The 24,460-nt window shown below is 31.8% G+C and carries 19 protein-coding genes; 18 read left to right on the top strand and 1 reads right to left on the bottom strand.

Going from position 1 to position 24,460, the window contains the following annotated elements; genetic code table 11:
- The first annotated feature begins 53 nt into the window (after positions 1-53).
- The 18 genes from AACQ14_RS04805 to AACQ14_RS04720 all read left to right on the top strand — a co-directional run bounded on the left by AACQ14_RS04805 (position 54) and on the right by AACQ14_RS04720 (position 22,680).
- On the top strand, positions 54-2,108 hold the full coding sequence (locus tag AACQ14_RS04805) for a glycoside hydrolase family 31 protein (RefSeq protein WP_339362441.1): 2,055 nt from the start codon (positions 54-56) through the stop codon (positions 2,106-2,108).
- Between the two features lie 310 nt (positions 2,109-2,418).
- Positions 2,419-2,613 carry a sulfur carrier protein ThiS gene (gene thiS / locus AACQ14_RS04800; RefSeq protein ID WP_339362440.1) on the top strand — a complete coding sequence of 65 codons (195 nt, stop codon included), beginning with the start codon at positions 2,419-2,421 and terminating at the stop codon, positions 2,611-2,613.
- A gap of 3 nt (positions 2,614-2,616) precedes the next feature.
- The gene (gene thiF / locus AACQ14_RS04795; protein WP_339362439.1) at positions 2,617-3,420 is read left to right on the top strand and encodes a sulfur carrier protein ThiS adenylyltransferase ThiF; all 804 of its coding nucleotides are present in this window, start codon (positions 2,617-2,619) and stop codon (positions 3,418-3,420) included.
- A 6-nt stretch (positions 3,421-3,426) separates the two neighbouring features.
- On the top strand, positions 3,427-4,203 hold the full coding sequence (locus tag AACQ14_RS04790; protein WP_339362437.1) for a thiazole synthase: 777 nt from the start codon (positions 3,427-3,429) through the stop codon (positions 4,201-4,203).
- A 5-nt stretch (positions 4,204-4,208) separates the two neighbouring features.
- On the top strand, positions 4,209-5,363 hold the full coding sequence (thiH, locus tag AACQ14_RS04785; RefSeq protein ID WP_339362436.1) for a 2-iminoacetate synthase ThiH: 1,155 nt from the start codon (positions 4,209-4,211) through the stop codon (positions 5,361-5,363).
- A gap of 10 nt (positions 5,364-5,373) precedes the next feature.
- Complete coding sequence (locus AACQ14_RS04780; RefSeq protein ID WP_339362435.1) at positions 5,374-5,970, top strand: thiamine phosphate synthase; 597 nt, start codon at positions 5,374-5,376, stop codon at positions 5,968-5,970.
- Between the two features lie 234 nt (positions 5,971-6,204).
- On the top strand, positions 6,205-6,750 hold the full coding sequence (locus AACQ14_RS04775) for a TetR/AcrR family transcriptional regulator (protein ID WP_339362434.1): 546 nt from the start codon (positions 6,205-6,207) through the stop codon (positions 6,748-6,750).
- Between the two features lie 310 nt (positions 6,751-7,060).
- On the top strand, positions 7,061-8,854 hold the full coding sequence (locus AACQ14_RS04770; protein WP_339362433.1) for an oleate hydratase: 1,794 nt from the start codon (positions 7,061-7,063) through the stop codon (positions 8,852-8,854).
- Positions 8,855-8,989: 135 nt separating this feature from the next.
- Positions 8,990-11,101: a hypothetical protein gene (locus AACQ14_RS04765; RefSeq protein WP_339362432.1), complete on the top strand. Its 2,112-nt coding sequence runs from the start codon at positions 8,990-8,992 to the stop codon at positions 11,099-11,101.
- Positions 11,098-12,333, top strand: a complete 1,236-nt coding sequence (locus tag AACQ14_RS04760; RefSeq protein WP_339362431.1) for a hypothetical protein — start codon at positions 11,098-11,100, stop codon at positions 12,331-12,333. The genes AACQ14_RS04765 and AACQ14_RS04760 overlap by 4 nt, the downstream gene beginning before the upstream one ends.
- Positions 12,334-12,339: 6 nt before the next feature.
- Positions 12,340-14,277 (top strand): vWA domain-containing protein, encoded by a 1,938-nt coding sequence (locus tag AACQ14_RS04755; RefSeq protein ID WP_339362430.1) that lies wholly within the window; start codon positions 12,340-12,342, stop codon positions 14,275-14,277.
- Positions 14,278-14,718: 441 nt separating this feature from the next.
- Entirely contained in the window at positions 14,719-15,912 is a 1,194-nt protein-coding gene (locus AACQ14_RS04750) for an ROK family protein (protein ID WP_339362429.1), read from the top strand.
- A 400-nt stretch (positions 15,913-16,312) separates the two neighbouring features.
- Entirely contained in the window at positions 16,313-17,431 is a 1,119-nt protein-coding gene (locus AACQ14_RS04745) for a substrate-binding domain-containing protein (protein ID WP_339362428.1), read from the top strand.
- Between the two features lie 116 nt (positions 17,432-17,547).
- Complete coding sequence (locus AACQ14_RS04740) at positions 17,548-17,991, top strand: ATP-binding cassette domain-containing protein (protein WP_339362427.1); 444 nt, start codon at positions 17,548-17,550, stop codon at positions 17,989-17,991.
- A gap of 9 nt (positions 17,992-18,000) precedes the next feature.
- Complete coding sequence (locus AACQ14_RS04735) at positions 18,001-19,038, top strand: sugar ABC transporter ATP-binding protein (RefSeq protein WP_339362426.1); 1,038 nt, start codon at positions 18,001-18,003, stop codon at positions 19,036-19,038.
- A 4-nt stretch (positions 19,039-19,042) separates the two neighbouring features.
- Positions 19,043-19,993: an ABC transporter permease gene (locus tag AACQ14_RS04730; RefSeq protein ID WP_339362425.1), complete on the top strand. Its 951-nt coding sequence runs from the start codon at positions 19,043-19,045 to the stop codon at positions 19,991-19,993.
- Between the two features lie 74 nt (positions 19,994-20,067).
- Positions 20,068-21,570 (top strand): xylulokinase, encoded by a 1,503-nt coding sequence (xylB, locus tag AACQ14_RS04725; protein ID WP_339362424.1) that lies wholly within the window; start codon positions 20,068-20,070, stop codon positions 21,568-21,570.
- A 60-nt stretch (positions 21,571-21,630) separates the two neighbouring features.
- Positions 21,631-22,680 carry an NAD(P)-dependent alcohol dehydrogenase gene (locus AACQ14_RS04720; RefSeq protein ID WP_339362423.1) on the top strand — a complete coding sequence of 350 codons (1,050 nt, stop codon included), beginning with the start codon at positions 21,631-21,633 and terminating at the stop codon, positions 22,678-22,680.
- 218 nt (positions 22,681-22,898) lie between these two features.
- On the opposite strand, the gene AACQ14_RS04715 is transcribed toward AACQ14_RS04720, so the two are convergent.
- Positions 22,899-23,816 carry a hypothetical protein gene (locus AACQ14_RS04715; protein WP_339362422.1) on the bottom strand — a complete coding sequence of 306 codons (918 nt, stop codon included), beginning with the start codon at positions 23,814-23,816 and terminating at the stop codon, positions 22,899-22,901.
- Positions 23,817-24,460 lie beyond the last annotated feature (644 nt).

Below are 24,460 nucleotides of genomic sequence, written 5' to 3'. Positions count from 1 at the left end.
TATCTGACAGAGCCCCTTGAATATTAATGTAGACTATCGTAAGGAGACATAAAATGATTAAGAGATTTATATATGGTAATCCATTTAATACAAAAGCTGTCATTAAGGAATTGCCAATGGAAAAAGATAAACCTAAGTACGGTAAATTAGATTTATCAGAAGGCTTCACATATACATATGACATGAAAGATGATATTGTTTTTGGTTTAGGTGAAAACATAAGAGGAATAAACAAGAGAGGATATAGATACGTAAGCAATTGTACAGATGATGCTGTTCATACAGAAGATAAGAGTTCATTATATGGAGCACATAATTTTATTATTATCTTCGGAGAAAAAACATTTGGATTATTCTTCGATACACCCCAAAAAATCGTTTTTGATATTGGATATACTCGACAAAATGAGTTGAAAGTAACAATGCCAGAGAAAGATGTCAATCTATATTATATAGAAGGAAACAGTCTCAATGATATAGTAAAAGAATTTAGACAGCTAATAGGTAGAAGCTATATTCCACCATATTGGGCTTTTGGATACCAGCAAAGCAGATGGGGATATAGAAATGAAGAAGATGTAAGAAAAGTATTGGATGAATACAGAAAAAATGATATTCCTTTGGATGCAATATATCTTGATATTGACTATATGAAGGATTATAAGGATTTTACTGTTGATACTGATAAGTTCCCTGATTTTGAAAAATTAATTTCTGATATGAAAAAAGAAGGAATACGATTAGTACCTATTATAGATGCTGGTGTAAAAATAGAAGATGGCTATAATGTCTATGAAGAGGGTGTAGCCAAAAACTATTTTTGTAAAAGAGAAGATGGCACCGATTTCGTAGCTGGTGTATGGCCAGGAAGAACACATTTTCCAGATTTTCTGAATGAAGATGCTAGAGAGTGGTTTGGAGAACAATATAAATTCTTATTAGATAAAGGTATAGAGGGCTTTTGGAATGATATGAATGAACCCGCTATATTCTATTCTGATGAAGGATTAAATGAAGCTTTTTCCAAGATTGAAGAGTATAAAGAGGATAAACTAGATGTGAATTCATATTTTGAATTTCAGAATCTAGTTAAAGGTCTATTAAATAATCCAGATGATTATAAAAGATTCTACCATAATGTAGATGGAGAGATGATTTGCCACGATAAGCTTCATAATCTATATGGTTATAATATGACTAGAGCAGCAGGGGAAGCATTTGAGAGATTGGTACCAGAAAAAAGGATATTAATGTTTTCTCGCTCTTCTTATATTGGAATGCATAGATATGGAGGGATTTGGACTGGTGACAATAATTCTTGGTGGTCTCATTTATTATTGAATATCAAAATGATGCCATCATTGAATATGTGTGGATTCCTTTATTCAGGTGCAGACATAGGAGGATTCGGCTGTAATACAACTAGGGACTTGGTACTTCGTTGGCTTGCTTTCGGGATTTTTACTCCATTGATGAGAAATCATTCATGCTCAATAAGACCACAGGAATGTTATCAGTTTGAACAAACAGTTGATTTTAAAAATATCATCGACCTTAGATATAGGTTAATTCCATATATCTATAGTGAGTATATGAAAGCTGTTTTAAATGACGAAATGTATTTTAGGCCATTAGCTTTTGATTATCCTAGTGATTCCTTTGCAATACATGTTGAAGATCAACTAATGGTAGGTGAGGGAATGATGGTCACACCTGTATACGAGCAAAATGCAGTAGGCAGATATGTATACCTTCCAGAAGATATGTTGAAAGTTAAGGTTAAAGATGGAAAATTAATTGAGGAAATTCTACAAAAAGGACATCATTACATAGACATATCCCTAGATGAGGTAGTATTCTTCGTTAAAAAGAATCACATAATACCTATATGTGAACCAGCACCTAATACAGATAAACTGGACACTAATAATTTAACATTGATAGGTTATGTTGAGGACAGTGCATCATATAAGCTATATCATGACGATGGTATGTCAAAAGACTATGATAAAAAAGAAAATCTAATTAATATTCAAGTTGAAAATGATAAAGTACATTCTGATAGTGATAGTATTAGTTTTAGTTTAAAAACAAAGAGAGAAATTTAATTGTCCAAATGGTTCATAATAGTCAATGTAGAGCTGAAAAATTAATAGACACACTCTATAATATGTATTGGTTAAGAAATAGTTTAACCAATACATTTTTTTGGAAGGGAGATTTTTGACAATACGTGAAACGGCTGAAAGCTTGAGCATCTGAAAAGCAGCTTGACTAAATCTATAAAATAATCTATAATACTAGTTAATTAAATATGGTTCGTAATCATTAAGCATAAAATGGGGTACACCACCGCGGGTGTAAATCTCCATTTTATGCTTTTTTTTATGAATTAAACATAAAGGAAGTGAAGAAAAAATGAGAGTTAATGGAACTGATATTAAGCTTGATGAGGATATAAATTTATATGATTTCTTGGTTAACAATAATTATGATATTACCAAGATTGCTGTTGAACATAATAGTAATATTGTTCCTAAGATAGAGTATAAAAATATTATGCTTAAGAATAATCATGCCTTAGAAATTGTCAGCTTTGTTGGAGGAGGTTGATATATGAAGACAACAGTTAACGGTAAAAGGATTAATACAGATGCAGCTACTGCATTTCAATTACGTAACCAAATAGGAAATGAAGATGATATTATCATTTTAAATGGTTATCAAATAGAAGAAGATAAGAAGTTAGTAGAGGATGATATATTTAGTGTCATAACAAAAGGTGCTATGGTTAATAGTGATGAGCTAGAGAGTATGCTCATGGCAAGACACACTCCTAATGTACATAAAATGATAAAGAAAGGAAAAGTGGCTATAGCTGGATTAGGTGGTCTAGGTTCTAATATTGCAATCATGCTTTCTAGAACAGGCATTGGAGAATTACTCCTTGTAGATTTTGATATTGTTGAACCAAGTAATCTAAATCGCCAGTGTTATAATATCAGTCATTTAGGTATGCCTAAGACAGAGGCGCTAAAACAGCAGATAAAAGAAATCAATCCTTATGTTGAAGTACAGATCAAGACTGTAAAAGTAACTAAAGACAATGTTTATGAGCTTTTTAACGGATATGATATTATTTGTGAAGCTTTTGATAAGCCAGAGGCAAAATCAACACTTGTTAACGTAGCATTGGAAGAGATGAATGACGTGAAGATTGTTGCAGCTTCTGGTATGGCAGGTTATGGCAGTTCCAATTTAATCAAGACAATTAATCCAATGAAAAGATTATATGTATGTGGAGATTTGCAGAGTGAGGCAAAAATCGGACAAGGATTAATGGCTCCAAGAGTAAATATATGTGCGGGTCATCAAGCTAATATGATACTAAGATTATTACTAGGAATAAATGATATATAGGAAAGGATGTATAAAATGAATGATAAATTAATAATAGGAGAACACGAATTTGACTCAAGATTTATATTGGGTTCAGGTAAATTTTCTTTGGATATGATAGATGCAGTTATAAATAAAGGCGATGTCCAGATAATAACCCTTGCCTTACGCCGCTCTAATGTAGGTGGGCAAGAAAATATATTGGATCACATACCAGAAGGTATAACATTATTGCCTAATACTTCTGGTGCTAGAAATGCTTCTGAAGCAGTAAGGATAGCAAGACTTTCAAGAGAAATTGGATGTGGTAATTTTATAAAGTTAGAAGTAATAAGAGATTCAAAATATCTGATGCCAGATAATTATGAAACTATAAAAGCTACTGAAATTCTTGCAAAAGAAGGTTTTGTTGTAATGCCTTATATGTATCCAGACCTAAATGTAGCAAGAGCATTAGTAGATGCTGGTGCAGCAACTATCATGCCTTTGGGTTCACCTATAGGCAGTAACAAAGGACTTTGCACAAAAGATTTTATAAAGATATTAATTGATGAAATAGATGTACCAATTATCGTAGATGCAGGTATAGGACGTCCATCACAAGCCTGCGAGGCAATGGAAATGGGGGCTGATGCAGTTATGTGTAATACAGCAATTGCTACCGCTTCTGATATATATACAATGGCAGAAGCCTTTAAACTTGCAATAAGGTCAGGACGTAAAGCTTACTTAGCTGGACTTGGAAGAGTTTTGAACAATAAAGGGGAAGCTTCTAGTCCTTTAACTGGATTTTTGGAGGATTGATTATTATGAATAGAGAAAAAGTAAACCACATGGAATATTTAGAAGGAATGGATGTGATAGATTCTGATTTAATGGAAAAAGTATTGGGAATAGTTGATAAATACGATTATCATATGTATACTTCCAGAGAAGTTGAGATAGCATTGGAGAAAGATGTGATTTCATTAGATGATTATGGGGCTTTGTTATCTCCAGTAGCTATGCCTTATTTAGAAGATATGGCAAAGAAAGCAACTATGAATACAAAAAAATATTTCGGTAATTCTGTAACCATGTTTACTCCTTTATATATATCGAACTACTGTGAAAATCATTGTGTTTATTGTGGGTTCAACTGTATGAATAAAATTCATAGAGGAATGCTTACATTAGAAGAAGTAGAACAAGAACTTAAAAATATTGCCTCCACTGGTTTGAAAGAGATTCTATTATTGACAGGTGAATCCCGTAGTACTTCTAATGTGGAATATATTGGAGGTGCCGTCGAATTAGCTGCAAAATATTTTTCTACAGTTGGTATAGAGATATATCCTCTTAATACTGAAGAATATGCTTACTTACATAAATGCGGTGCCGATTTTGTTTCTGTTTACCAAGAAACCTATAATGCAGATAAGTACGAACAGGTTCATTTAAGTGGTTCAAAACGAATATTTCCATACAGATTTTATGCACAAGAAAGAGCTCTGTTGGGTGGTATGAGAGGAGTATCTTTTGGAGCATTATTAGGTATAGATGATTTTAGAAAAGATGCTTTTGCAACAGGATTACATGGGTATTTTATACAGAAAAAGTATCCTTATGCAGAAATTTCATTTTCAACTCCTAGGTTAAGACCGTATATCAATAATGCTGATAATAATCCTAATGATGTTCATGAAAAACAGCTTCTGCAGGTAATGACAGCTCATCGTATCTTCATGCCATTTGCAGGTATAACTATTTCAACAAGGGAGAGAGCAGGTTTTCGTAACAATGTTATTGGAATGGCAGCAACCAAGATATCTGCAGGTGTTAAGGTTAGTGTTGGAGGTCATGGGGAAGAAGAAAAAGGTGACGAACAATTTGAGATTTCTGACCCACGTGATGTAGAAGAAATCCACAACATGATACTCAGTAGAGGATTACAGCCAGTATATACTGATTATATTTATGTTTAGGAGAAAGACTATGCTTATTTGTGTAACTAATAGAAAATTGTGCAGAGATAATTTTATAGAGAGAATAAATAAGATAGCAGAAGGAAAACCCTATGCAATAATGTTAAGGGAAAAGGATATGAATATATCTGAGTATGAATGTCTAGCTGTGAAGATAAAAGATATATGTAATAAAAGCAATGTGAAGTTCATAATCAATAATAATATAGAAACAGCTGTGAAACTAGGTATTCCCAACATTCATCTATCAATGTCTGCTCTTAGGATACATAAAAACCGACTAAGCCAATTTACGAATATAGGTGCTTCAGTTCATTCATTGGATGAAGCTAAAGAAGCTGGGGAGTTAGGTGCTTCATATATAATTGCTGGACACATATTTCCTACGGATTGCAAACAGGGGGTTCCACCAAGAGGTTTATCATTTTTACAAGAAATATGTTATTTCTCATCTATACCTGTATTTGCAATAGGTGGTATAACTAGTGATAAAAAGAATGATATAATAAAAACTGGGGCAAAAGGAATGTGCATTATGTCTCAGATCATGGATTGTACTAATCCTATTGATTGTATAAACAGTTTTCTTTTTAACCGCTTACCATAATAACTTGCATCCTAGAATCCTACTTGTCATCTATTCTGCTAATACTGAAGTTAGTATTTACATTAATTCTTTACTTTTTTGTATCCTGACTTCATTAATATAATTCTATTTTACAAGAAGGTAGTAAAAACATAGGATGATATATTTGCAAATAACTTTTACCATATGGTATAATTTTAACCACAGATAAAGTTTTATGGAGGTGGCGACTTGGCACAGCAATATACCAGAAAAATGATTCGCGATGTATTCATCAAGATGCTGAATGAGCGTCCACTTAACAAAATCACAGTTAAGGATATTGTTAGAGCATGTGGGGTCAATAGAAATACTTTTTATTATTACTATACAGATGTATATGCAATTCTGTCAGAGATATTCCAAACAGAACTTCAGACGGCTATTGATGAATATAATGATACACTCTCTTGGGAGGAGGGTTTTCTTGTGGCTACTAAGTTTGCTTCAGAAAACAGAATAGCTATTTATCATGTATATGATTCCATGCAGAGAGAAGAATTAGAGAACTACATATACAATGTATCAGGAACTGTCATGATCCGGTATGTTGAAAAAGTAAATGATGGTATCTCAGCTTCTTTGGAAGACAAAAAGCTAATTGCTTCCTTTTATCAGTGTGCCCTCACTGAAATGGTACTGCGCTGGATTGCTTCCAGAATGAAGGATGATCCTAGTACTATCATCAGACGTATCGGCCAGCTCTTTGATGGAAACATTGCCCTATCCCTTAAGCGAAGTGCTAGTTTAAAGGATGTCTGATAAAAAAAATTTCCGAGTACTTTTTTATTAGATATTTTAATCTTAATGCCTAAAAATTGGACAATTAACTAGACATATTAACTGTGGTGTTCGAATCTCCAACACCACAGTTTATTTGTCTAATGAAAAAGACATAAATAAGTGATATTATAAGTATAAATAAATCTTATAAATTAACAAGCAATCACAAAGTTAAAGGAGGGATTATTACGTCGCCGTGTAGGTACGTTAATTGAGTGAACATAAAAAACTCTTCATTAATAATTGGGATTTAGAAGGCTATTAAAAGATTAAGAAAGAAGGAGATAAAATGGAATTAAAAACACATGATGATAGATTAACACTTACAAATGGAACTTATCATTCTTTAGTAAATGCAAGAAAGCCTAAAGGAATTGAAGACAAAAAAGCTTATTTAATTGGTACAGGAATTGGTGCTTTAGCAGCAGGTTGTTTTTTGATTCGTGATGCTCATATGGATGGTAGCAAGATTACGTTTTTGGAACAATTAGACATTCCTGGAGGATCATTAGATGGTCAAGTTCGTCAGAATATGGGTTATGTAGCACGTGGAGGACGTGAAATGGGACATCATTTTGAGGTTCTATGGAGCTTATTTAGTTCATTACCATCTACTGAAGATCCTAATATGACTGTGCTAGATCATTTTTATTATACAAATTATGATGATCCAAACTCTAGCAATTGTCGTATTACTAAAAATCAAGGTGAACGCTATGACAATGGAAAATTTAATTTAGGGCAAGACTTGGCAAAAGAATTAGCTGCTTTTGTAAACATGAAAGATGAAGAACTTCAAGATAAGTCTATTGAAGATATTTTTTCTGAAGAGCTTTTAAATACTGATTTTTGGACATATTGGAGAACAATGTTTGCATTTGAAAATTGGCACAGTGCTTTAGAGATGAAATTATATATGAATCGTTTCATCCACCATGTTGGAGGTTTACCAGATCTTTCAGCTTTACAGTTTTCAAGACATGATCAATACACTTCATTTGTAAAACCTATGGTTAAATATTTGGAAGACCATGGTGCTAAATTTGAATATGGAATCACTGTCGATAACGTTGAGTTCTCAATTTCAGAGGATAAAAAAGTTGCAAAGAAAATAGTTGCAACAGATAAAAATGGAAAAGATATTTCTATTGACTTAACAGAACATGACTTAGTATTTATAACTAATGGTTCTATGACTGAAGGTTCTGGTTATGGTGATGACAATACTCCTGCTCCATTTAACAAGAAACCAGAAGGATGCTGGAAGTTGTGGAGAAATATAGCATCTCAATCAAAGGAATTTGGAAATCCAGATAAATTCTGTACAGATACAGAAAAATCTAATTGGGAATCTTGTACAGTAACTTGCCATGATGAACGTGTTCCTAAGTATATTGAAAAGATAACAAAACGTTCACCATATGGTGGACGCACTGTAACAGGCGGTATCGTTACAGCTCTTGACTCTTCATGGTTGATGAGTTGGACAATAAATCGTCAAGAACAATATTATGGACAACCAGAAAAAGATGTTGCTGTTTGGGTATATGGTTTGTTTTCTGATGTTCCTGGAGACTACATTAAAAAACCTATGAGAGATTGTACTGGTAAGGAAATCACAAAAGAATGGTTATATCATATAGGTGTTCCTACAGATCAAATCGAAGAATTAGCCGAAAGTTGTACTGCAATTCCTGTTATGATGCCTTTTATCACATCTATGTTTATGCCTCGTGAATTTGGTGATCGTCCTTATGTTGTACCAAAGAATGCAGTAAACTTTGCTTTTCTTGGACAATTTGCAGAAACATTGGATGATCCAGGACGTGATACAGTATTTACTATCGAATACTCAGGACGTACAGCTATGGAAGCAGTATATGTTTTAACTGGAGTTGAAAAAGGAGTTCCTGAGGTATTTGCTTCGAGATATGATATTCGTTATTTATTGAGTGCAGGTACAATGTTATTAGACGGAGAAAAACCAAAACTTGATTTACCTCCATTGGCTAAACGTAAAATTTTAAAACAATTAGCAGGAACAGAGATTGAAGAGTTATTGAAAGAATATGGAGTTTTTTAATTACATTTAGCATAAGATAATTTGATTAAAATCCCGAATTTAAAATCGGGATTTTAATTTATAGTTCTTTATGACACATATTGGACTTGATATATTGATAATATAAGAGAATAACATACAAAGGAGGAAACTTCTGTGAAAGAACAAAAAAATCTTAACCAAACTTATATTCCTACTATGGAAGAAATGCAAAGTTGGTATGAAGATGATTTGCGTGGAAGAGCCTTTAAATCATCAGAATATGAGAATAACAAAAAAATAGAAGATCAAGGATTATTTTTTAAACATTTTAGAAAATTTGAAGAAAGGAATCATAAAATTCCTCCTGATTCTAAAAGAAATAGTATTTATTACAAAAAATATAAAGCCTATGTAGAAGAAGAAACAGTAAACAAGGGTGAAAAGATACAAGAAATTGAAAATTTAATCCAATACGAAAAGTTTTTTCTTCGTTGGGAGAGGAGGGTCAATAGCGAAAGTAATAATTACAGTCATTATAGGAGTAATTCAGCTACCAGATATCGTGTTGATTGTATAGAAAAATTGCAAAAAGAGCTAGAGAAAATCCTAGAAAATTCACCAGAAGCATGGGAATTTTATTATAAACGCCAATTGACATGCGATATAGAAACCCAACATCAACAGCGTTTGGTAACTGTCCCTTATGTAGCTGAAGCAAAACAAAAGGTAATAGATTCGTTGAATTTAGGTGTCCCTGTATATATTGTTGGACATTTAGGAAGTGGTAAAACACAATTAGCAACTGAAGCAGCCATAGATTTTGCTGTTCAAAATAAAATACAAAGAGAATTAGAAGTTAAAATGGAAGATTGGTTTTCTACAAATACTAATGTGACAGAAGATGACGCTATTCAAAAATTTAGAGAATTTAATGAAGAAAGAAATCTTTACTATAAAAATATTTTAATGAATGGAAAAAAAGAGGAAATAGAATCTTTACAACCACTATTTATATCTGGTTCACATAATTTAACTTACGAAGATATGTTTGTAGAGAAAACTTTGTCTCTCGAAAATAGTTTTTCACAAAGGTCTTATTCAGATTATTTGAATATGATTATAGAAGACTTTTATGAGTGGATGGATGAACACAAAGAAAGACTAGAGAGGATGACTGATGAAGAGCAGTTGCAGCTTAAGATTCAAATATGGAAAAGTTTTTCCGATTTATTAGTAGCAAGCAACAGTGCTTTTGGTACTGAAATCAAAAAAATAGAAAGGGAAATTTTGATTGCAGTAAAAGAAGGTCGCCCTGTAATCGTAGATGAATTAAATACAATTGCAATGCAAAACTTAATTGCTTTAAATGATATCTTGCAACGTCATGCGGGAAGTAGAGCTTACATTACAGGAGTTGGTCCTGTTTTAATTAAACCTGGATTTGGATTTATTGGTACAGGGAATTTGTCAACTCAAATGGTTAATTATGAAGGAACAAATGAGCTGAATCCAGCTTTTAAATCACGTTTTGTAACCCTTGAATACAATTATATACCCCAAATGATAACTGGTTCATTAGAAGATCAAGAGTTCCCAGAAAAAAATGAACTTTTTAGAGTCATAATAGCACGATTAGCTGACAAAAATGGTAATATTCACGTTCCTGATTCTAAAAGGACATTAGAAGAATTATTTCGCTTTTCTCAATTGTGTAGGGTAACTCAGAATGTTTTTATGGGTAAGTGGAAAGACAATGAAGTTCAAAAAGAGTCTGGAATGGATGAACTAGAGTTGAGAGAATCTGTATTATCAATCCGTAATATCTTACATGTTTTAGATAATTGGAATCAAGGTGAAGAAAAAGACTTGAGTAAAGCTATGTGGGATGGTTTTATTAGTTCAATTACTTATCCTGACGATCAAAACTATATCCTATCACAAGCGGTGCGTTTTGGATTTTTTCCTATATCAGAAGGATGGAAGATTGAGACAAAGGGAATAGGAGAAGCAACTACAACATATGAAGAAATTCGTACTCGTCCATATCACTATGTTCGACCATCAATAGATACTTTAAGTTATTTAGATGTCGTTCATCTGTTATTTGGAAAAGGAACTTCCAGAAAAATTATGCCAGAAGGATTAAAAGAAACTTTTGAAGCGTATATGGATGATTCATTGCTAATTGATGCAAAAAAATATCAAAAACTAGACCAAAAATTATCTCATTTAGAGCATTCAAAAGATTTACTTGAATACTTAGAGGATAATGGAGGACAAAAATGAAAATAAATTTGTCAGTAGACAGAAAGGACTTTAAGAGTCAAGTTAAAGATTTAAGAGAAAAACTGAATAAATGCCAAACAAATGGAATTTTGGATGATGATTTCGAAGAACAACTTGACAAACTTTCGCAAGTAGAGGAAGAATTATTGACGGACTTAATTCCGTATTACCGAGTTTATGCAAATACTATTAAGAAAACTTTAATACAAATAAGTCCTATAAAACGATTGGGAGCTTTTAGTTTTGATAGTTTTTTACAAACGACATTGAGAATTAATGAAAATCTTTTTGTTACTAGTAGTATAGATAGAAAAACTCAGTTTTTTTATATAGATATTACAGGCGGTTCTAATCGTAATCCAATTGAAGTAGAGTGGAGTACTCCTATTAAAGAAATAAAAGAGACAATTTCATTTATGTATAAATTAAATGATAAAGAAATTTTGCTTTGTGGAGTGAGAGGAGGATGTTATCTACTTTCCAGTGATAATTTTGATCAAATACCTGATGTCAACGGACAGATTAAAGTTAAAAAGATTCAAACAGATTATGATTTTAATGGAATTGGAAGATGCTTAGTAATTAGTAATGGTTTATTTGTAGTAGAAAATGGAGATGAAAAACTAAACTTATGTGAAATAATAAAACAAAATGATGAATATCATTTCGTTTTTTATAAAGATATATATTGCACTATTCAAAATTGGACTGCGTTGGAAAAAATTAAAGATGATTATTTTGTAGTTGGAACGAAGATTGGGCAATTATATTTTATCAAATATGAGAACGGACAACTTACTATTACAGAAAAAAAAGATTTTCTAGATGATGAAATAAGACAAATTAGATGTTTAGAGGATGAAAATGGTAAAAAGAATTCTGTTATAGTAATAGGTAACAAAGGGCAGCTTAAGATATTTTCTTTATATGGAGATGAAAAAAATATTAAAACAGAGGTTAATGATTTAAAAGGTAATTTGTTTGACGTTCAATCTAAAAAAGGTACAGCAGTAGTTTTAAGTGAAGATGGAATTATATACTTATTTGAAGAGAATTTTGGGAAGTGGTATCTAAATGAAAAAGCTACAATAAAAGATATCTTTTTCACAAATGTCTTAAAATTAGACATCTCAAAATATTTGATTATGGATGTAGAAGGTAAATTAAACCTGTTAGACATTGACCGAATTGATACACCAAAAGACTTGTGGGATCTGCCACTGTATCAATAGGAGGTGATGAATATGTTTAATTTTGATGAACAAACTCTAGTAGAAGAATCTAAAAAACAATGCGAAGAATTTTTGCAAAAAGAACAACGCTCATTAGCCACATTTACAGGAGATTCTAGTTTAATGTATATTCCTGATTCAAAATTACAAAGGTTTCTTTTTGATCCTTCCAAAGGAGTGTTGTACTTGCCTTTGGAAAGTTTTTTGGATAGAAAATTAGATGACAATCAAATTATGTGGCATATCTACTATGAGCTAGCCTTATATCCTGATTGGAAACAACAAACTAGAAAATATCTCAATAGAAAAAAAGATTGGCAGAAAGAAATTGATCGCATGACAAGCTATATTCTAGCTAGGATAAAAAAAGAAGGACTGGGAAAAGATAGCGCATATCAACCTAAAATTATATCCAATTATGTAATAAAAGAAATTCTTGACTTGTTACATCTATTGGATAAGCTAACATCATTTCTGAGAGTTTTACAATTGTGCCCTATATACAGAGATGAAGAAAATTTCGGAAAAATTATTTCATATATGAAACAAACAGGTAAGAACATGGAGTCAATTTCTCAAATGCCTAAACATAGAGCTTTTGCAAACAGTTTCTTAATTATTGAATTATATAAGATAGAGCCTAAAATAGAAGAATGCATTAAAAATCCCTTTGATAGAAAAATTTTCAATCAGCCTTTTTTTGACTTTATTCATTATCAATTAATTAGACAGATAAATAATGGTCAAGGAATTATAGAAAGAGATCCATTCATTCGTTCTTTTATCTTTCCAACTTTTGAGCAATTGTGGAAGGAAGAAATTGATCAAATGGAATTCTATGAATCAAAAGGACAGGAAAAAGAACAAGTCAAAGGAAGTAAAAACCCCTTTGAACAATCAAAAGTAGATGAGATACCAGATTCATTAGAATCTACTCAGGAAGAAGAGAAAAAGATTCTAGAAGAAATGTTAGATATAAGTACGAGTGCACAAAATATGATACAAAATGAGATAGATTTAGTACCTTATGGGATTAGCCAAGCAGATCAACAATTGTTTCAATTTTATTCAAATAAAATGAAATCAGAAAGAGAACAAATGCGTCAATTCTGGAAAAAATTGATAGGAGATGCAAAAAAAGAAATAAGTATAAAAAAGGATGGTGAAATTAAGGGAAAACTAGATTTGGATAGTTTTATTAACTCTTATCCAGATTTTATAGAAGCTGAGAACAAGGGAAACTACAAAAATCTACCAATTTTTAATAGATATTTACTAGAGTCCCAAACCAATATATTACCTAAAAGAATAGAAATTTCTTTTGTGATAGACAATTCAGGATCAATGAATGCCTCAAAAATTGAGGCTGCAAGAAAAGCTTTGGCAGTGACCTTACTGTCAATAGATGATTTTAATCGATATTTGAAAAGCAATGCAGAACAATTGAATCAAAAAGTAGAAGTCTTAAGCGAAACCTGGTTTTTTGGTAGTAAGTATTATAATATTAAAGAGTTTAATGATAAAAATGTGAAGGAAAAAGAAAAAAGCGACATAATTCGCTCAATCGTAAAGCTAGATGCAACATATGGAGCAACAGATGATGCAAGTTGTCTTAGAGAAATATCCAATGCAATAACGTCCATACAGGAAAATGAACTAAAAAAGGGGAAACAAATAAAGATAGTCTTTGAAATGACTGATGGTGCATCAAGTTTTCCAGGATCAGCAAAAGAAGCTGTACAAGAATTATTATCTAAAAATGTTCAAGTCTATGCATTTCAAATAGGTAAAAATAGTAAAACAAATGAAAAAATCTTTAATTTCGTATGGAATGAAGGTTGCAAACAATCACGTGGAGTAATGATTGGTGAACAAGTAGAAAAACTGCCACAAGAACTGCTAAAAGCAGTAGGAAAAAATATGCAGTCTATTTTTAATAATTAGTTTGTATGTTAAAAGAATATATCAAAACTTTTGGTGACGAAAATAATTTGGACAATTCCCAATTTTTAATAATAATTGGTTAATATATATTTTCCACCTCAAAAAATACATGAATATGAAGAATCTGAACGAGAAGATGTACATACATGGCTTTAAGTTGCAATAGGCGTAAAGCACTTGAAAAACTCTTGAGGATGTGATAAAGGTAGTAATTCACAATTGGATTTATCATATTGGGTAATTGGAGCAAGTATTGATTATAATAATAAAATATGTTATGCTTAAATCCACAATAGCATCCTGCCTCCCATTTATTTTAGTGAGATAAGAGATTGAGGGGCCATTTATTTTTGAAAAATTTGTACCCCTTGATATAAGAAAGTATTAATCAAAAATATTAGTGTGAAACTTTACTCTAAGTTATAATAAAGGAGGGGGAAAATGAATATATTGAATACAGGTATTAACCAAGATAAAATACAAGAAGTGAACCGCTCTTTGGTCATTAGTCTATTAAGAGAAGAAGGAGTCTGTTCAAGAGTAAATCTTTCCAATCGAACTGGTCTGAAACAAGCTACAGTTACTAATATTATTAATGATTTTATTAATTGGGGATTAGTAAAAGAAGTTGGATTTTTATATGGTAATAAGGGACGTAGGGCTATAGGTATTGCTATTAATACAGATAACTATCGAGTGATTGGAGTTAGATTAACAAGAAAAAATTATACAGTTGGTTTATTTGATTTAACTGATAAACTTTATCTATCAAAAACTGTAGAAACGGACTTTAACATTGATCCAAAAATAATCTTTGAAAATATCACACAAACAATAAGTGCAATTATTAAAGAAAATGATAATTGTAAAGTCCTGGCTATAGGAGTTGCTATTCCTGGTCCGTTTATGAAAAAAGAAGGAAGGATCGTTTTGATGACGGAAGTGCCGGGATGGCAGAATATTTTAATAGAAAAAGAATTAGAAAATATATTTCATATTCCAGTATTTTTAGAACATGATGCCAACTCAGGAGCATATGCGGAATTATGGCATTCAAAAGATATAATAAAAAGTGTAGGACTAATTTATATTGCTGCAGGGCAAGGGATAGGGGCAGGAATACTAATTAATCAAAAACTTCTTAAGGGTACTTTTGGATTCGCAGGAGAAATTGGACATACTAGTATTAAATTTGATGGACATAAATGTGAATGCGGAAATAGAGGATGTCTAGAAAAGTATTGTTCATCAATAGCTTTTACAAATGCTGTAAATGAAGAATTAGGTCAAAAACTAAGATTCAAACAAATTGAACAGCTTGCAAAAGAAGGAAATTCAATTTGTTTAAATCAATATAAAAAAGCATGTGAATACTTAGGTATTGGTATAGTGAATATGATTAATAGTTTTAATCCAGACACTATTATTATTGGTGATGATATGGTTAATATTAATCCTAAATTGATGCTGGATACGATTAATCAAACAGTAAAAGAGAAAATTATACCTGAACTCTACAATGATTTAAAAATAGGAATAAGTAATATACCCAATTCTATTTTACATGGAGCAGGAATAGTAGCCATTAACGAAATATTTAGAAACCCTTTAGATTTTGTTGGGTCACAAGTTTAATGATTGTTAAAAATTAATGATACACTTATATCTCAAATGCAAACTTATTTTGCTGAGTTATGGGTGTTTTATTTTTGCCTATTTACTGGGTTCTTGGAACATTCTATTTTGGGGTTATATTTAAACTTTTTATATACTTTCTTATAAGTTTAATTGGTGGTAGTCATGTCTATACTATTATTAAAATCTAATAAAATAATGTCATTTAGTGAAAATTATATGCAAAGCATTAATTAATCGTTTTTTTTTCGTCATTTTTACTGATGTTTTTAAATTCGACTTTTTTAAACTTAGAAAAATATACAATGATATGTTGACAGATTAAAATACTAATGCTATAATCTGTTTATTGATTAATTCAATTAATTAATAAAATCAATAAAATAAATGGAGGGATAATATGAAAAAAGTTGGAGCTATTTTAATGGTACTATGTTTGTTTGTAGTAATAATGGTGGGGTGTACAAAAGAAAGTAAAGAGAATGAAAAAGGAGGGGAAGAGTCAAAAGTTGAAAGTACAGAATCAAAAACATCAACCAATAAAAAAATTAAAATTGGTTTTGCACAGAAAACGTTGGAAAACGAATATCAAAAAGCATTAGCAGAGGGATTAGTTGAAGCAGGAGAGGCTAAAGGATGGGAAGTTACTGTACTTAATGCAAAAAACAGTATAGAAAATGAACAAAAAAATATGGAAACATTTGTATCACTTAAATATGATATGATTTTTATTAATGTTGTTGATACAGAAGCTGCTACAGCAAGTATTAATGCGGCAAGTGAAGCAGGGATTCCTGTTATTGGAATTGATAGTCATGTTGCTGAAGATGCAAAGGTTGTAACAAATATAGCTTCTCCAAGCTATGGAAATGGTAGATTAGTTGGGTTGTATGCTGCTAAGCAATATGATGTAGATGAATTGATTTCAACTGGGTTACTAAGCGGAAATAAAGGGAATCCTGGTGGACTCGATAGAAGATTAGGATTATTTACAGGTGTTATTGAAGGTAGAATAGGATGTACAGAAACAGAAGCAAGAAAATTTGCAGAAGAATTTGAACAACAATTGGTTAAACAGGGTAAAGCACTTAATCAAGATGCTAATTTTGAAGTTGTAGCACAAGGCTGGGGGGGCTGGTCAATCGAAGGTGGTCTTCCTGAAATGGAAGATATTATGGTTGCAAACCCAGATATCAACTGTGTTATGGGTGAAAATGACAGTATGTTAATTGGTGCTATGGGAGCCATTGAAGCAGCTGACAAGCTGGACCAAATTCAAATTTTTGCTGCTGCAGATGCTATGAAAGGTGCTTTAGAAGCAATTATGGACGGTTCCTCGTATAAAGCCACAGGATTAAATGATCCAGTTTTAGTAGCCGCAAAAGGGATTGATGTAGCTGCCGAAGTTCTTATTGATGGTACTGATCCTAAATCATATGAAAAAATCGTTTATACTGATGCTGCATGTATAACTATTGAAAATGCTGAAGAATACTATGATGCAGATGCAACTTTTTAGTATAGAGTACAAAGGTATTTAATCAATTCATAAACAACCTCTTATCTTTATAATACTAGGTTGTTTATGAATCTTATTAATAAAATCATATAATAGGATATCGGAGGTGAATTAAGTTGGATAATAAATATCTTGTTGAAATGGACAACATTTCGAAGAATTTCAACGGTATAAAAGCATTAAGTAATATGAGATTCTATCTTAAGAGTGGAGAAATCCATGCTTTAATTGGTGAAAATGGGGCAGGAAAATCTACCTTAATGAAAATATTAGCTGGTGCACATATTCCAGATAGTGGGACTATAAAAATTGATGGCCAAATTAGAAAGATAAATACTCCAAAAGCAAGTAGAAAACTTGGAATATCTGTTATTTACCAAGAGTTTATGTTAGCTCCTCATTTGACAGTAGCTGAAAATATTTTTATTGACAAACTTTCTGAAAAAGGTATGTTTGTTAATCAGAAGAAACTTAGAAAGAATGCCAAAAAACTCCTTCAAGAATTGGGTTTTGATGACATTAATCCTAATAGCCTTGTTATGGAACTTCCAGTAGCTTAACAACAGGTTGTGGAGATATGTAAATCTCTTTCAAGGAATGCCAAGATTTTAGTTTTAGATGAACCATCAGCAGTCTTAACTTTTAGTGAGATAGAAAAACTTTTTAAATTATTGCGAAAGCTGAAGAATCAAGGAATTGCAATTGTATATATATCTCATAGGCTAGATGAAATATTCCAGTTGTGTAATTCTATTACTGTTATGAAAGATGGTTGTTTTGTAGGAAATTATGGTACTAATGAAATAGATAAAAAAGGTTTGATTGAAAAAATGGTAGGAAGAGAATTATCCACGCTCTTTCCAAAAAGAAATGCAAAAATTGGTGAAAATATATTAGAGGTAAAAAACTTAAATAGGGGAAACATGGTACAGAATGTATCATTTAATGTTAAAAAAGGAGAGGTTGTTGGTTTTAGTGGCTTAGTTGGTGCTGGAAGAACAGAAACAATGAGAGTTATTTATGGAGCTGACAAGCGTAAAGAAGGAATTGTTTTATATAATGAAAGAGAAGTTGAATTTAAATCTCCTTATGATGCAGTAAAAAATAAAATTGGTTTATTACCTGAAGATAGGAAGCAACAAGGAGTTTTAGTAGAAATGCCAATTAGTCAAAATGTAACATTAACATCTCTAAAAAAAATAACGACGAGTGGTATAATCAATCATAAAAAAGATGCTGAATTTGCTGCTAGTTTATTGAAGGAATTAGAAGCAAAATATGGAAAAATTGATGATCCTGTTGATAGCTTGAGTGGTGGAAATCAACAAAAGGTTGCATTGGCAAAATGGTTGGCTGCAGACTGTGAACTGATTATTTTAGATGAACCTACGAGAGGTGTAGATGTTGGAGCAAAAGCTGAGATTTATAAAGCTATTAATCAATTAGCAGAAGCTGGAGTTGCTATTATTATGATTTCGTCTGAATTGGAAGAAATCATTCATATGAGTGATCGTGTTTATGTAATGAAACAGGGGCATATTACAGGCGAACTCTCTAAATCTGACTTGAATGAAGTGAATATTATGAAACTATGTGTAGGAGAGTGAAAAAATGAATAATAGAAGTATTGTTGATTTTATTAAAAAGTATAACACTTATTTAATTTTAGTTATAGTAGTAATCGTGTGTATGTTAATTTCTCCATCTTTTTTTACAATAACAAATATTACGAATATAGGTAGACAATATGCAGGTTTGACAATTGTAAGTTTAGGAATGCTGATTGTAATTTTGACAGGAGGAATTGATCTGTCTGTAGGTTCTATTGTGGCTTTAGGAAGCGTTACGATGGCACTTAGTCTTAAAAGTGGGATAGGAATGATTCCGTCTATAATCATTACCATCTTGATTGGTTTTGGTGGAGGAATATTTTCAGGTTTTTTAGTATCGAAGTTAAAGATGCCGCCTTTTATTGTTACATTGGCTATGATGACAATGGCAAGAGGAGCAGCATTTGTTATTTCAGATGGTTCTCCAATCAAAACACCTAAGAATTCTATCCAATTACTTGGAAAAAGTGCTATATTTGGAGTTCCTACTATAGTTGTTATTGCAGGAATCTTTATTATTATGTTTTTCTTTATTATTAATTATACATCTTTTGGAAGAATTGTTGTTGCCATTGGAAGTAATGAAAAAGCAGTACACTTATCTGGAATAAGAGTAGACTTGAATAAAATGGCGGTATATGCCATTGCAGGTGTATGTTCAGCGGTAGGTGGGATTATAGTTGCTTCACGTACAGGAATTGGTACACCTTTATATGGTACTGGTATGGAGTTAGATGCAATTGCTGCTTGTGTAATTGGTGGTGCTAGCCTTTCAGGTGGGCAAGGTTCGGCAGTTAAAATAGTGGTAGGTGTACTAGTATTAGCACTAATTGGAAATATTATGAATTTACTTTCAGTACCATCCTATCCGCAAGATATTATTAAAGGAATTATTATTATTGCATCAACTTTACTTCAAACTTTTACATCGGCTAGGAAAAATACAGTTTAAAGTTGATTATGTGATCTGTATTATCAATAATATAATGTTACTACTCAATAACAGAGGCGAAAAAGGAGAATATCATGCAAGTTATCTTAGGAATAGATTTGGGTACATCCAGTGTAAAATCAATGTTATTGGATGTTGATAAAGGTGTGATAGATGTTATTACAAAAAGCTATGAGGTAAGTATACCGAAAGTGAATCATGCAGAACAAGCCCCGCAAATGTGGTGGGATGCGACTATATCTACATTACAAATATTAAAAAATGGACATAAAGAAGAATTTGATTCCATAGTAGCAATTGGTTTTTCAGGACAAATGCATGGATTAGTTGTTACTGATTCTGAGGGAAAACCATTAAGACCAGCAATTATTTGGTTGGATCAGCGTTCAAACGATCAATTGGCTGAAATAAGTTCCAAAATAGATTTAGCTGAAATGGGAAGAGTAATGCATAATAGAGTATTTACTGGATGTACATTTTCATCTTTATTATGGGTTAAAGAGAATGAACCAAGCATATTTTCTCAGATACATACAATACTTCATCCAAAAGACTATATTCGATTCAAGATGATAGGTCGATTCGGTACGGATGCTTCCGATGCATCTGCTTCTATGGTATTTGATGTAGGAAAAAGAGACTGGGCTTGGGATATTTTGCAAAGATTTAAAATTCCAAAAGGGATATTCCCAGAGTGTCATGAATCAACAGAAATTGCCGGAGTAATTACGGAGGAATGTGCTAGACAAACAGGTCTAAAGGCTGGAATTCCTGTTATATACGGTTCTGGCGATCAACCAGCACAAAGCATAGGAAATGGTGTGGTGAAGGAAGGTTTAATTGTTTCTAACATAGGTACAGGCGGGCAAATCTCAACTTATATAAAAGAAGACAAATATGATTCCAAGTTAAGAACACATACATTTTGCCATGCTATCGACCATGCAAATACAATTTTTGGAGCCGCTTTATGTAGTGGAATGTCACTAAATTGGTTAAAAAATAAGGTTTTAAATGTGGATGATTTTAACCTTATGAGTGAAATGGCAGAGGAAGCGGAATTATGTAGCAAAGGTTTAATTTATCTTCCTTATTTATCAGGGGAGAGAACACCACATATGGATCCAAAAGCAAAAGGGATGTTTTTTGGATTGAGTCTAGGTCAGGACCGAAGACATTTTATAAGAGCGGTTATGGAAGGTGTTACATTCAGCTTAAAAGATTCTTTAGAAATATTTAAAGAAATAGGAATTAAAGGAGATAGAATTATTGCATCCGGTGGAGGTTCAACAAGTCCTGTATGGTTACAGATTCAGGCAGATATTTTTGAGAGTGAAGTTAGGGTATGTCGGGTAAAAGAACAGGCATGTCTAGGGGCATGTATTATGGCAGGTGTTGGAACGGGAATTTATAAAAATGTAAAACAGGCTTGTGATCAGTATGTTAAATTCGATGAGAAAATTTATTACCCTCAAGAACAAAATGTTTTAAAATATCGTGAAGTATATCAAGTGTTTAAACAACTTTATGAGAGAACAAAAGATTTATACGAAATTGAAAACTATAATTTATATTAAAATAGATAAAACTATTTAAAAACATATTATTCTTTTATTAAAAAGATTGGAGGCATTGTAATGAAAGGGAAAATGAAAGTAGCGGTAATGACCGATGTTGGTAAAATGGATTTTATTGAAAGAAATATTCCAAATGTTGAAGATGATTCTGTACTAGTTAAACTAGAGTATGTGGGGATATGTGGTTCAGATTTGCATTTTTATGAAACAGGTTCTATTGGAGATATTGTTGTAAATCCACCTTTTGTATTAGGTCATGAGCCTGGAGGAACTGTGGTTGAAGTAGGAAAAAATGTAAAAACACTAAAAGTTGGTGATAGAGTTGCTCTTGAACCAGGAAAAACTTGTGGAAGGTGTGAATTTTGTAAAACTGGTAGATATAATCTTTGCCCAGATGTTGTCTTTTTTGCAACTCCTCCTGTAGATGGTGTTTTTCAGGAATATGTTGCTCATAAAGAACAGCTTTGTTTTAAACTTCCTGATAATGTTAGTACCTTAGAAGGAGCGCTGATTGAACCTTTAGCTGTTGGATTCCATGCAGCAAATCAAGGTGGTGCCCATGCTGGTCAAACAGCAGTAGTTTTGGGTGCTGGTTGTATAGGATTAGTATCTATGATGGCATTAATTGCTGAAGGTGTCTCTAAAGTTTATGTAGTGGACATTATGGAGAAACGATTAAATAAAGCTTTAGAGCTAGGTGCCACAGACATTATTAATGCCAAGGAAAAAGATGTAGTTCAAGCAATTCTCGAATTGACAGGCGGTTTGGGATGTGATTTAGTTATTGAGACTGCTGGGACAGAATTGACAACTCATCAGTCTGTACAGATGACAAAAAAAGGTGCAACAATTGTACTCTTAGGTTATGGAAAAACAGGAATGATGAACATGCCTATGAGTCTTGCTATAGATAAAGAATTAACATTTAAAACAGTTTTTCGCTATAGACACATTTATCCAATGGCGATTGAAGCTGTCGCAAATGGCAAGGTTAATTTAAAAGGTATCGTAACAAACATATTTGATTTTGATGATATTCAAAATGCAATGGATTTAAGTGTTAAAAATAAAGAAGATATAGTAAAAGCTGTTGTGAAAATTGAAAGCTAAAATTTAGTATCCATTATCAATTAAAGGGTAATACTTTTAGATCAGTTCTCCAATTAACCAGTACATTTTTATGTAATAGGATATTAATATGAATACTTTTGGGGCAATTATATTGCCCTCTTTTTTATGTTTCGATATTATAAGTAGTATAGTATTAAGTTAAACCTATAATGTGTATTCCTATGAAATTTGTTCTATTTTACCCATACATAAAGTATTTATTTGGTCACAGGAAACGAAATATAATCATCAACATTAAAAGGATAACCAGGTCCGTCCAACAGCTTACTATGTTCCCAAATCTTATTTCCTTCCTTATCATAGTATAATCTGTATTCGGCATTAGTACCATTAGTTGCTCCTAATTCTAGAAAAACGAAGCGAAGATTGTTGAGATCGTCATAATAATAACTTGTTGTATAAGCCGAATCATCTGATCCACCTTGTTCAGTATACTTTCTAGTCTTTTGATTTGCATCCTTATATATTATAATATCTTTTGAAAGTGATAAATTATTTGTCGTATTCTTATTCGTTACAGTTAATTGTTCAGACTTCAAGGATTTTTCTATAGCATTATATATTGCCCTAATTTCAACTATTTTTGGATGGTTCATCCAATTTGATTCAGTTATATCAACTTCATCTTTGAAAATTGCATTACCTGATTCATCTGTATCGACTTTATTTTGCATGGCATCAAGTAATTTTACAGAAGGATTGTTAACAGTTATTGATGCAGCTTTTATAAATGGACTCAGACTGTTATCCATACCTTCTTCTACATATTTTTCATATACACAATACTCATTTTTTTCTTTAATTAATGAGATTATCACACCGCCTCCAGCGTACCATCCGAGGTAATTGCTAATGGAGTTATCCATAACATTCCAATCGGTTATATTATCTAGTTTTTGAAATGATGCAAAATATTTTCCGACAAACAATCTATGTGTTCTATTCTCATTAACAACTAATAGTACGTTTGTTATAGGTACATTATCTTCGGAGGAAAAGTTATCGAACTCTAACCGAAGGCTAGTAACATCATAGAGTCCATCTGTTGGTTTAACAGAACATCCCCCAATACAACATATCAATAATATAATAAAAAAGAGCTTGATTATTCTCATCTTAAAATCTCCATAAATATCTAAATTTATTTCTTGATAATAACAAATGCAACTTCAAGATTAAAGCGTATCCAAAGGTTTATTATTACTAGACAAATAATACCATAATGAATAGTATTTATCAACATAGGAGTATATAGTGTATACGGGATAATTTTAAATTAGTCCTTTGGTTCAATCTAAAACGTAATACTATTAACTACTGCATGGTAAGAAAATATTTATTGAAACTATTGACAATTACATACGCAAACGTAGAATATAATTATAGGTTATTCTTCAAATGTAGAAAGAAGTGAAGAAATAAAAGTAAACAATATCAATTTTTCTTCAGATATATAGTTCTAAAGGAAATGTGGGGGATAAAATATGAGAACATTTTTGAAAATAGTGTTAGTTGGTATAATGACGACCTGTTGCAGAGTTGTAGGACAATTGGTTGTTCCCGATGGTAATGCAATAAAACAGATATAAAATAACGAAAGTACATCAAATATGAAATAAATATATTATTTGCTATATTGACAACAACAGTTGCAGCTCTAATTTTTTCTAGCTGTTATAAAAGCAATAAATCCTATTGATTGTATAGAAAGTTTTAGGGTTGATTGATAATCAATCATCCCTTATAATGTTTTCTAAAT

Origin of the sequence: Vallitalea maricola (assembly GCF_036985595.1) — a bacterium.
In the GTDB taxonomy this organism is placed as follows: domain Bacteria; phylum Bacillota; class Clostridia; order Lachnospirales; family Vallitaleaceae; genus Vallitalea; species Vallitalea maricola.
This window is presented reverse-complemented; position numbering and strand designations above follow the sequence as displayed.

What these genes read in the sequence shown, in the direction of transcription:
- AACQ14_RS04805 (WP_339362441.1), top strand. Translation starts at nt 54, where the DNA reads ATGATTAAGAGATTTATATATGGTAATCCATTTAATACAAAAGCTGTC.
- thiS (WP_339362440.1), top strand. Translation starts at nt 2,419, where the DNA reads ATGAGAGTTAATGGAACTGATATTAAGCTTGATGAGGATATAAATTTA.
- thiF (WP_339362439.1), top strand. Translation starts at nt 2,617, where the DNA reads ATGAAGACAACAGTTAACGGTAAAAGGATTAATACAGATGCAGCTACT.
- AACQ14_RS04790 (WP_339362437.1), top strand. Translation starts at nt 3,427, where the DNA reads ATGTATAAAATGAATGATAAATTAATAATAGGAGAACACGAATTTGAC.
- thiH (WP_339362436.1), top strand. Translation starts at nt 4,209, where the DNA reads ATGAATAGAGAAAAAGTAAACCACATGGAATATTTAGAAGGAATGGAT.
- AACQ14_RS04780 (WP_339362435.1), top strand. Translation starts at nt 5,374, where the DNA reads ATGCTTATTTGTGTAACTAATAGAAAATTGTGCAGAGATAATTTTATA.
- AACQ14_RS04775 (WP_339362434.1), top strand. Translation starts at nt 6,205, where the DNA reads ATGATTCGCGATGTATTCATCAAGATGCTGAATGAGCGTCCACTTAAC.
- AACQ14_RS04770 (WP_339362433.1), top strand. Translation starts at nt 7,061, where the DNA reads ATGGAATTAAAAACACATGATGATAGATTAACACTTACAAATGGAACT.
- AACQ14_RS04760 (WP_339362431.1), top strand. Translation starts at nt 11,098, where the DNA reads ATGAAAATAAATTTGTCAGTAGACAGAAAGGACTTTAAGAGTCAAGTT.
- AACQ14_RS04755 (WP_339362430.1), top strand. Translation starts at nt 12,340, where the DNA reads ATGAATATGTTTAATTTTGATGAACAAACTCTAGTAGAAGAATCTAAA.
- AACQ14_RS04750 (WP_339362429.1), top strand. Translation starts at nt 14,719, where the DNA reads ATGAATATATTGAATACAGGTATTAACCAAGATAAAATACAAGAAGTG.
- AACQ14_RS04745 (WP_339362428.1), top strand. Translation starts at nt 16,313, where the DNA reads ATGAAAAAAGTTGGAGCTATTTTAATGGTACTATGTTTGTTTGTAGTA.
- AACQ14_RS04730 (WP_339362425.1), top strand. Translation starts at nt 19,043, where the DNA reads ATGAATAATAGAAGTATTGTTGATTTTATTAAAAAGTATAACACTTAT.
- xylB (WP_339362424.1), top strand. Translation starts at nt 20,068, where the DNA reads ATGCAAGTTATCTTAGGAATAGATTTGGGTACATCCAGTGTAAAATCA.
- AACQ14_RS04720 (WP_339362423.1), top strand. Translation starts at nt 21,631, where the DNA reads ATGAAAGGGAAAATGAAAGTAGCGGTAATGACCGATGTTGGTAAAATG.
- AACQ14_RS04715 (WP_339362422.1), bottom strand. Translation starts at nt 23,816, where the DNA reads ATGAGAATAATCAAGCTCTTTTTTATTATATTATTGATATGTTGTATT.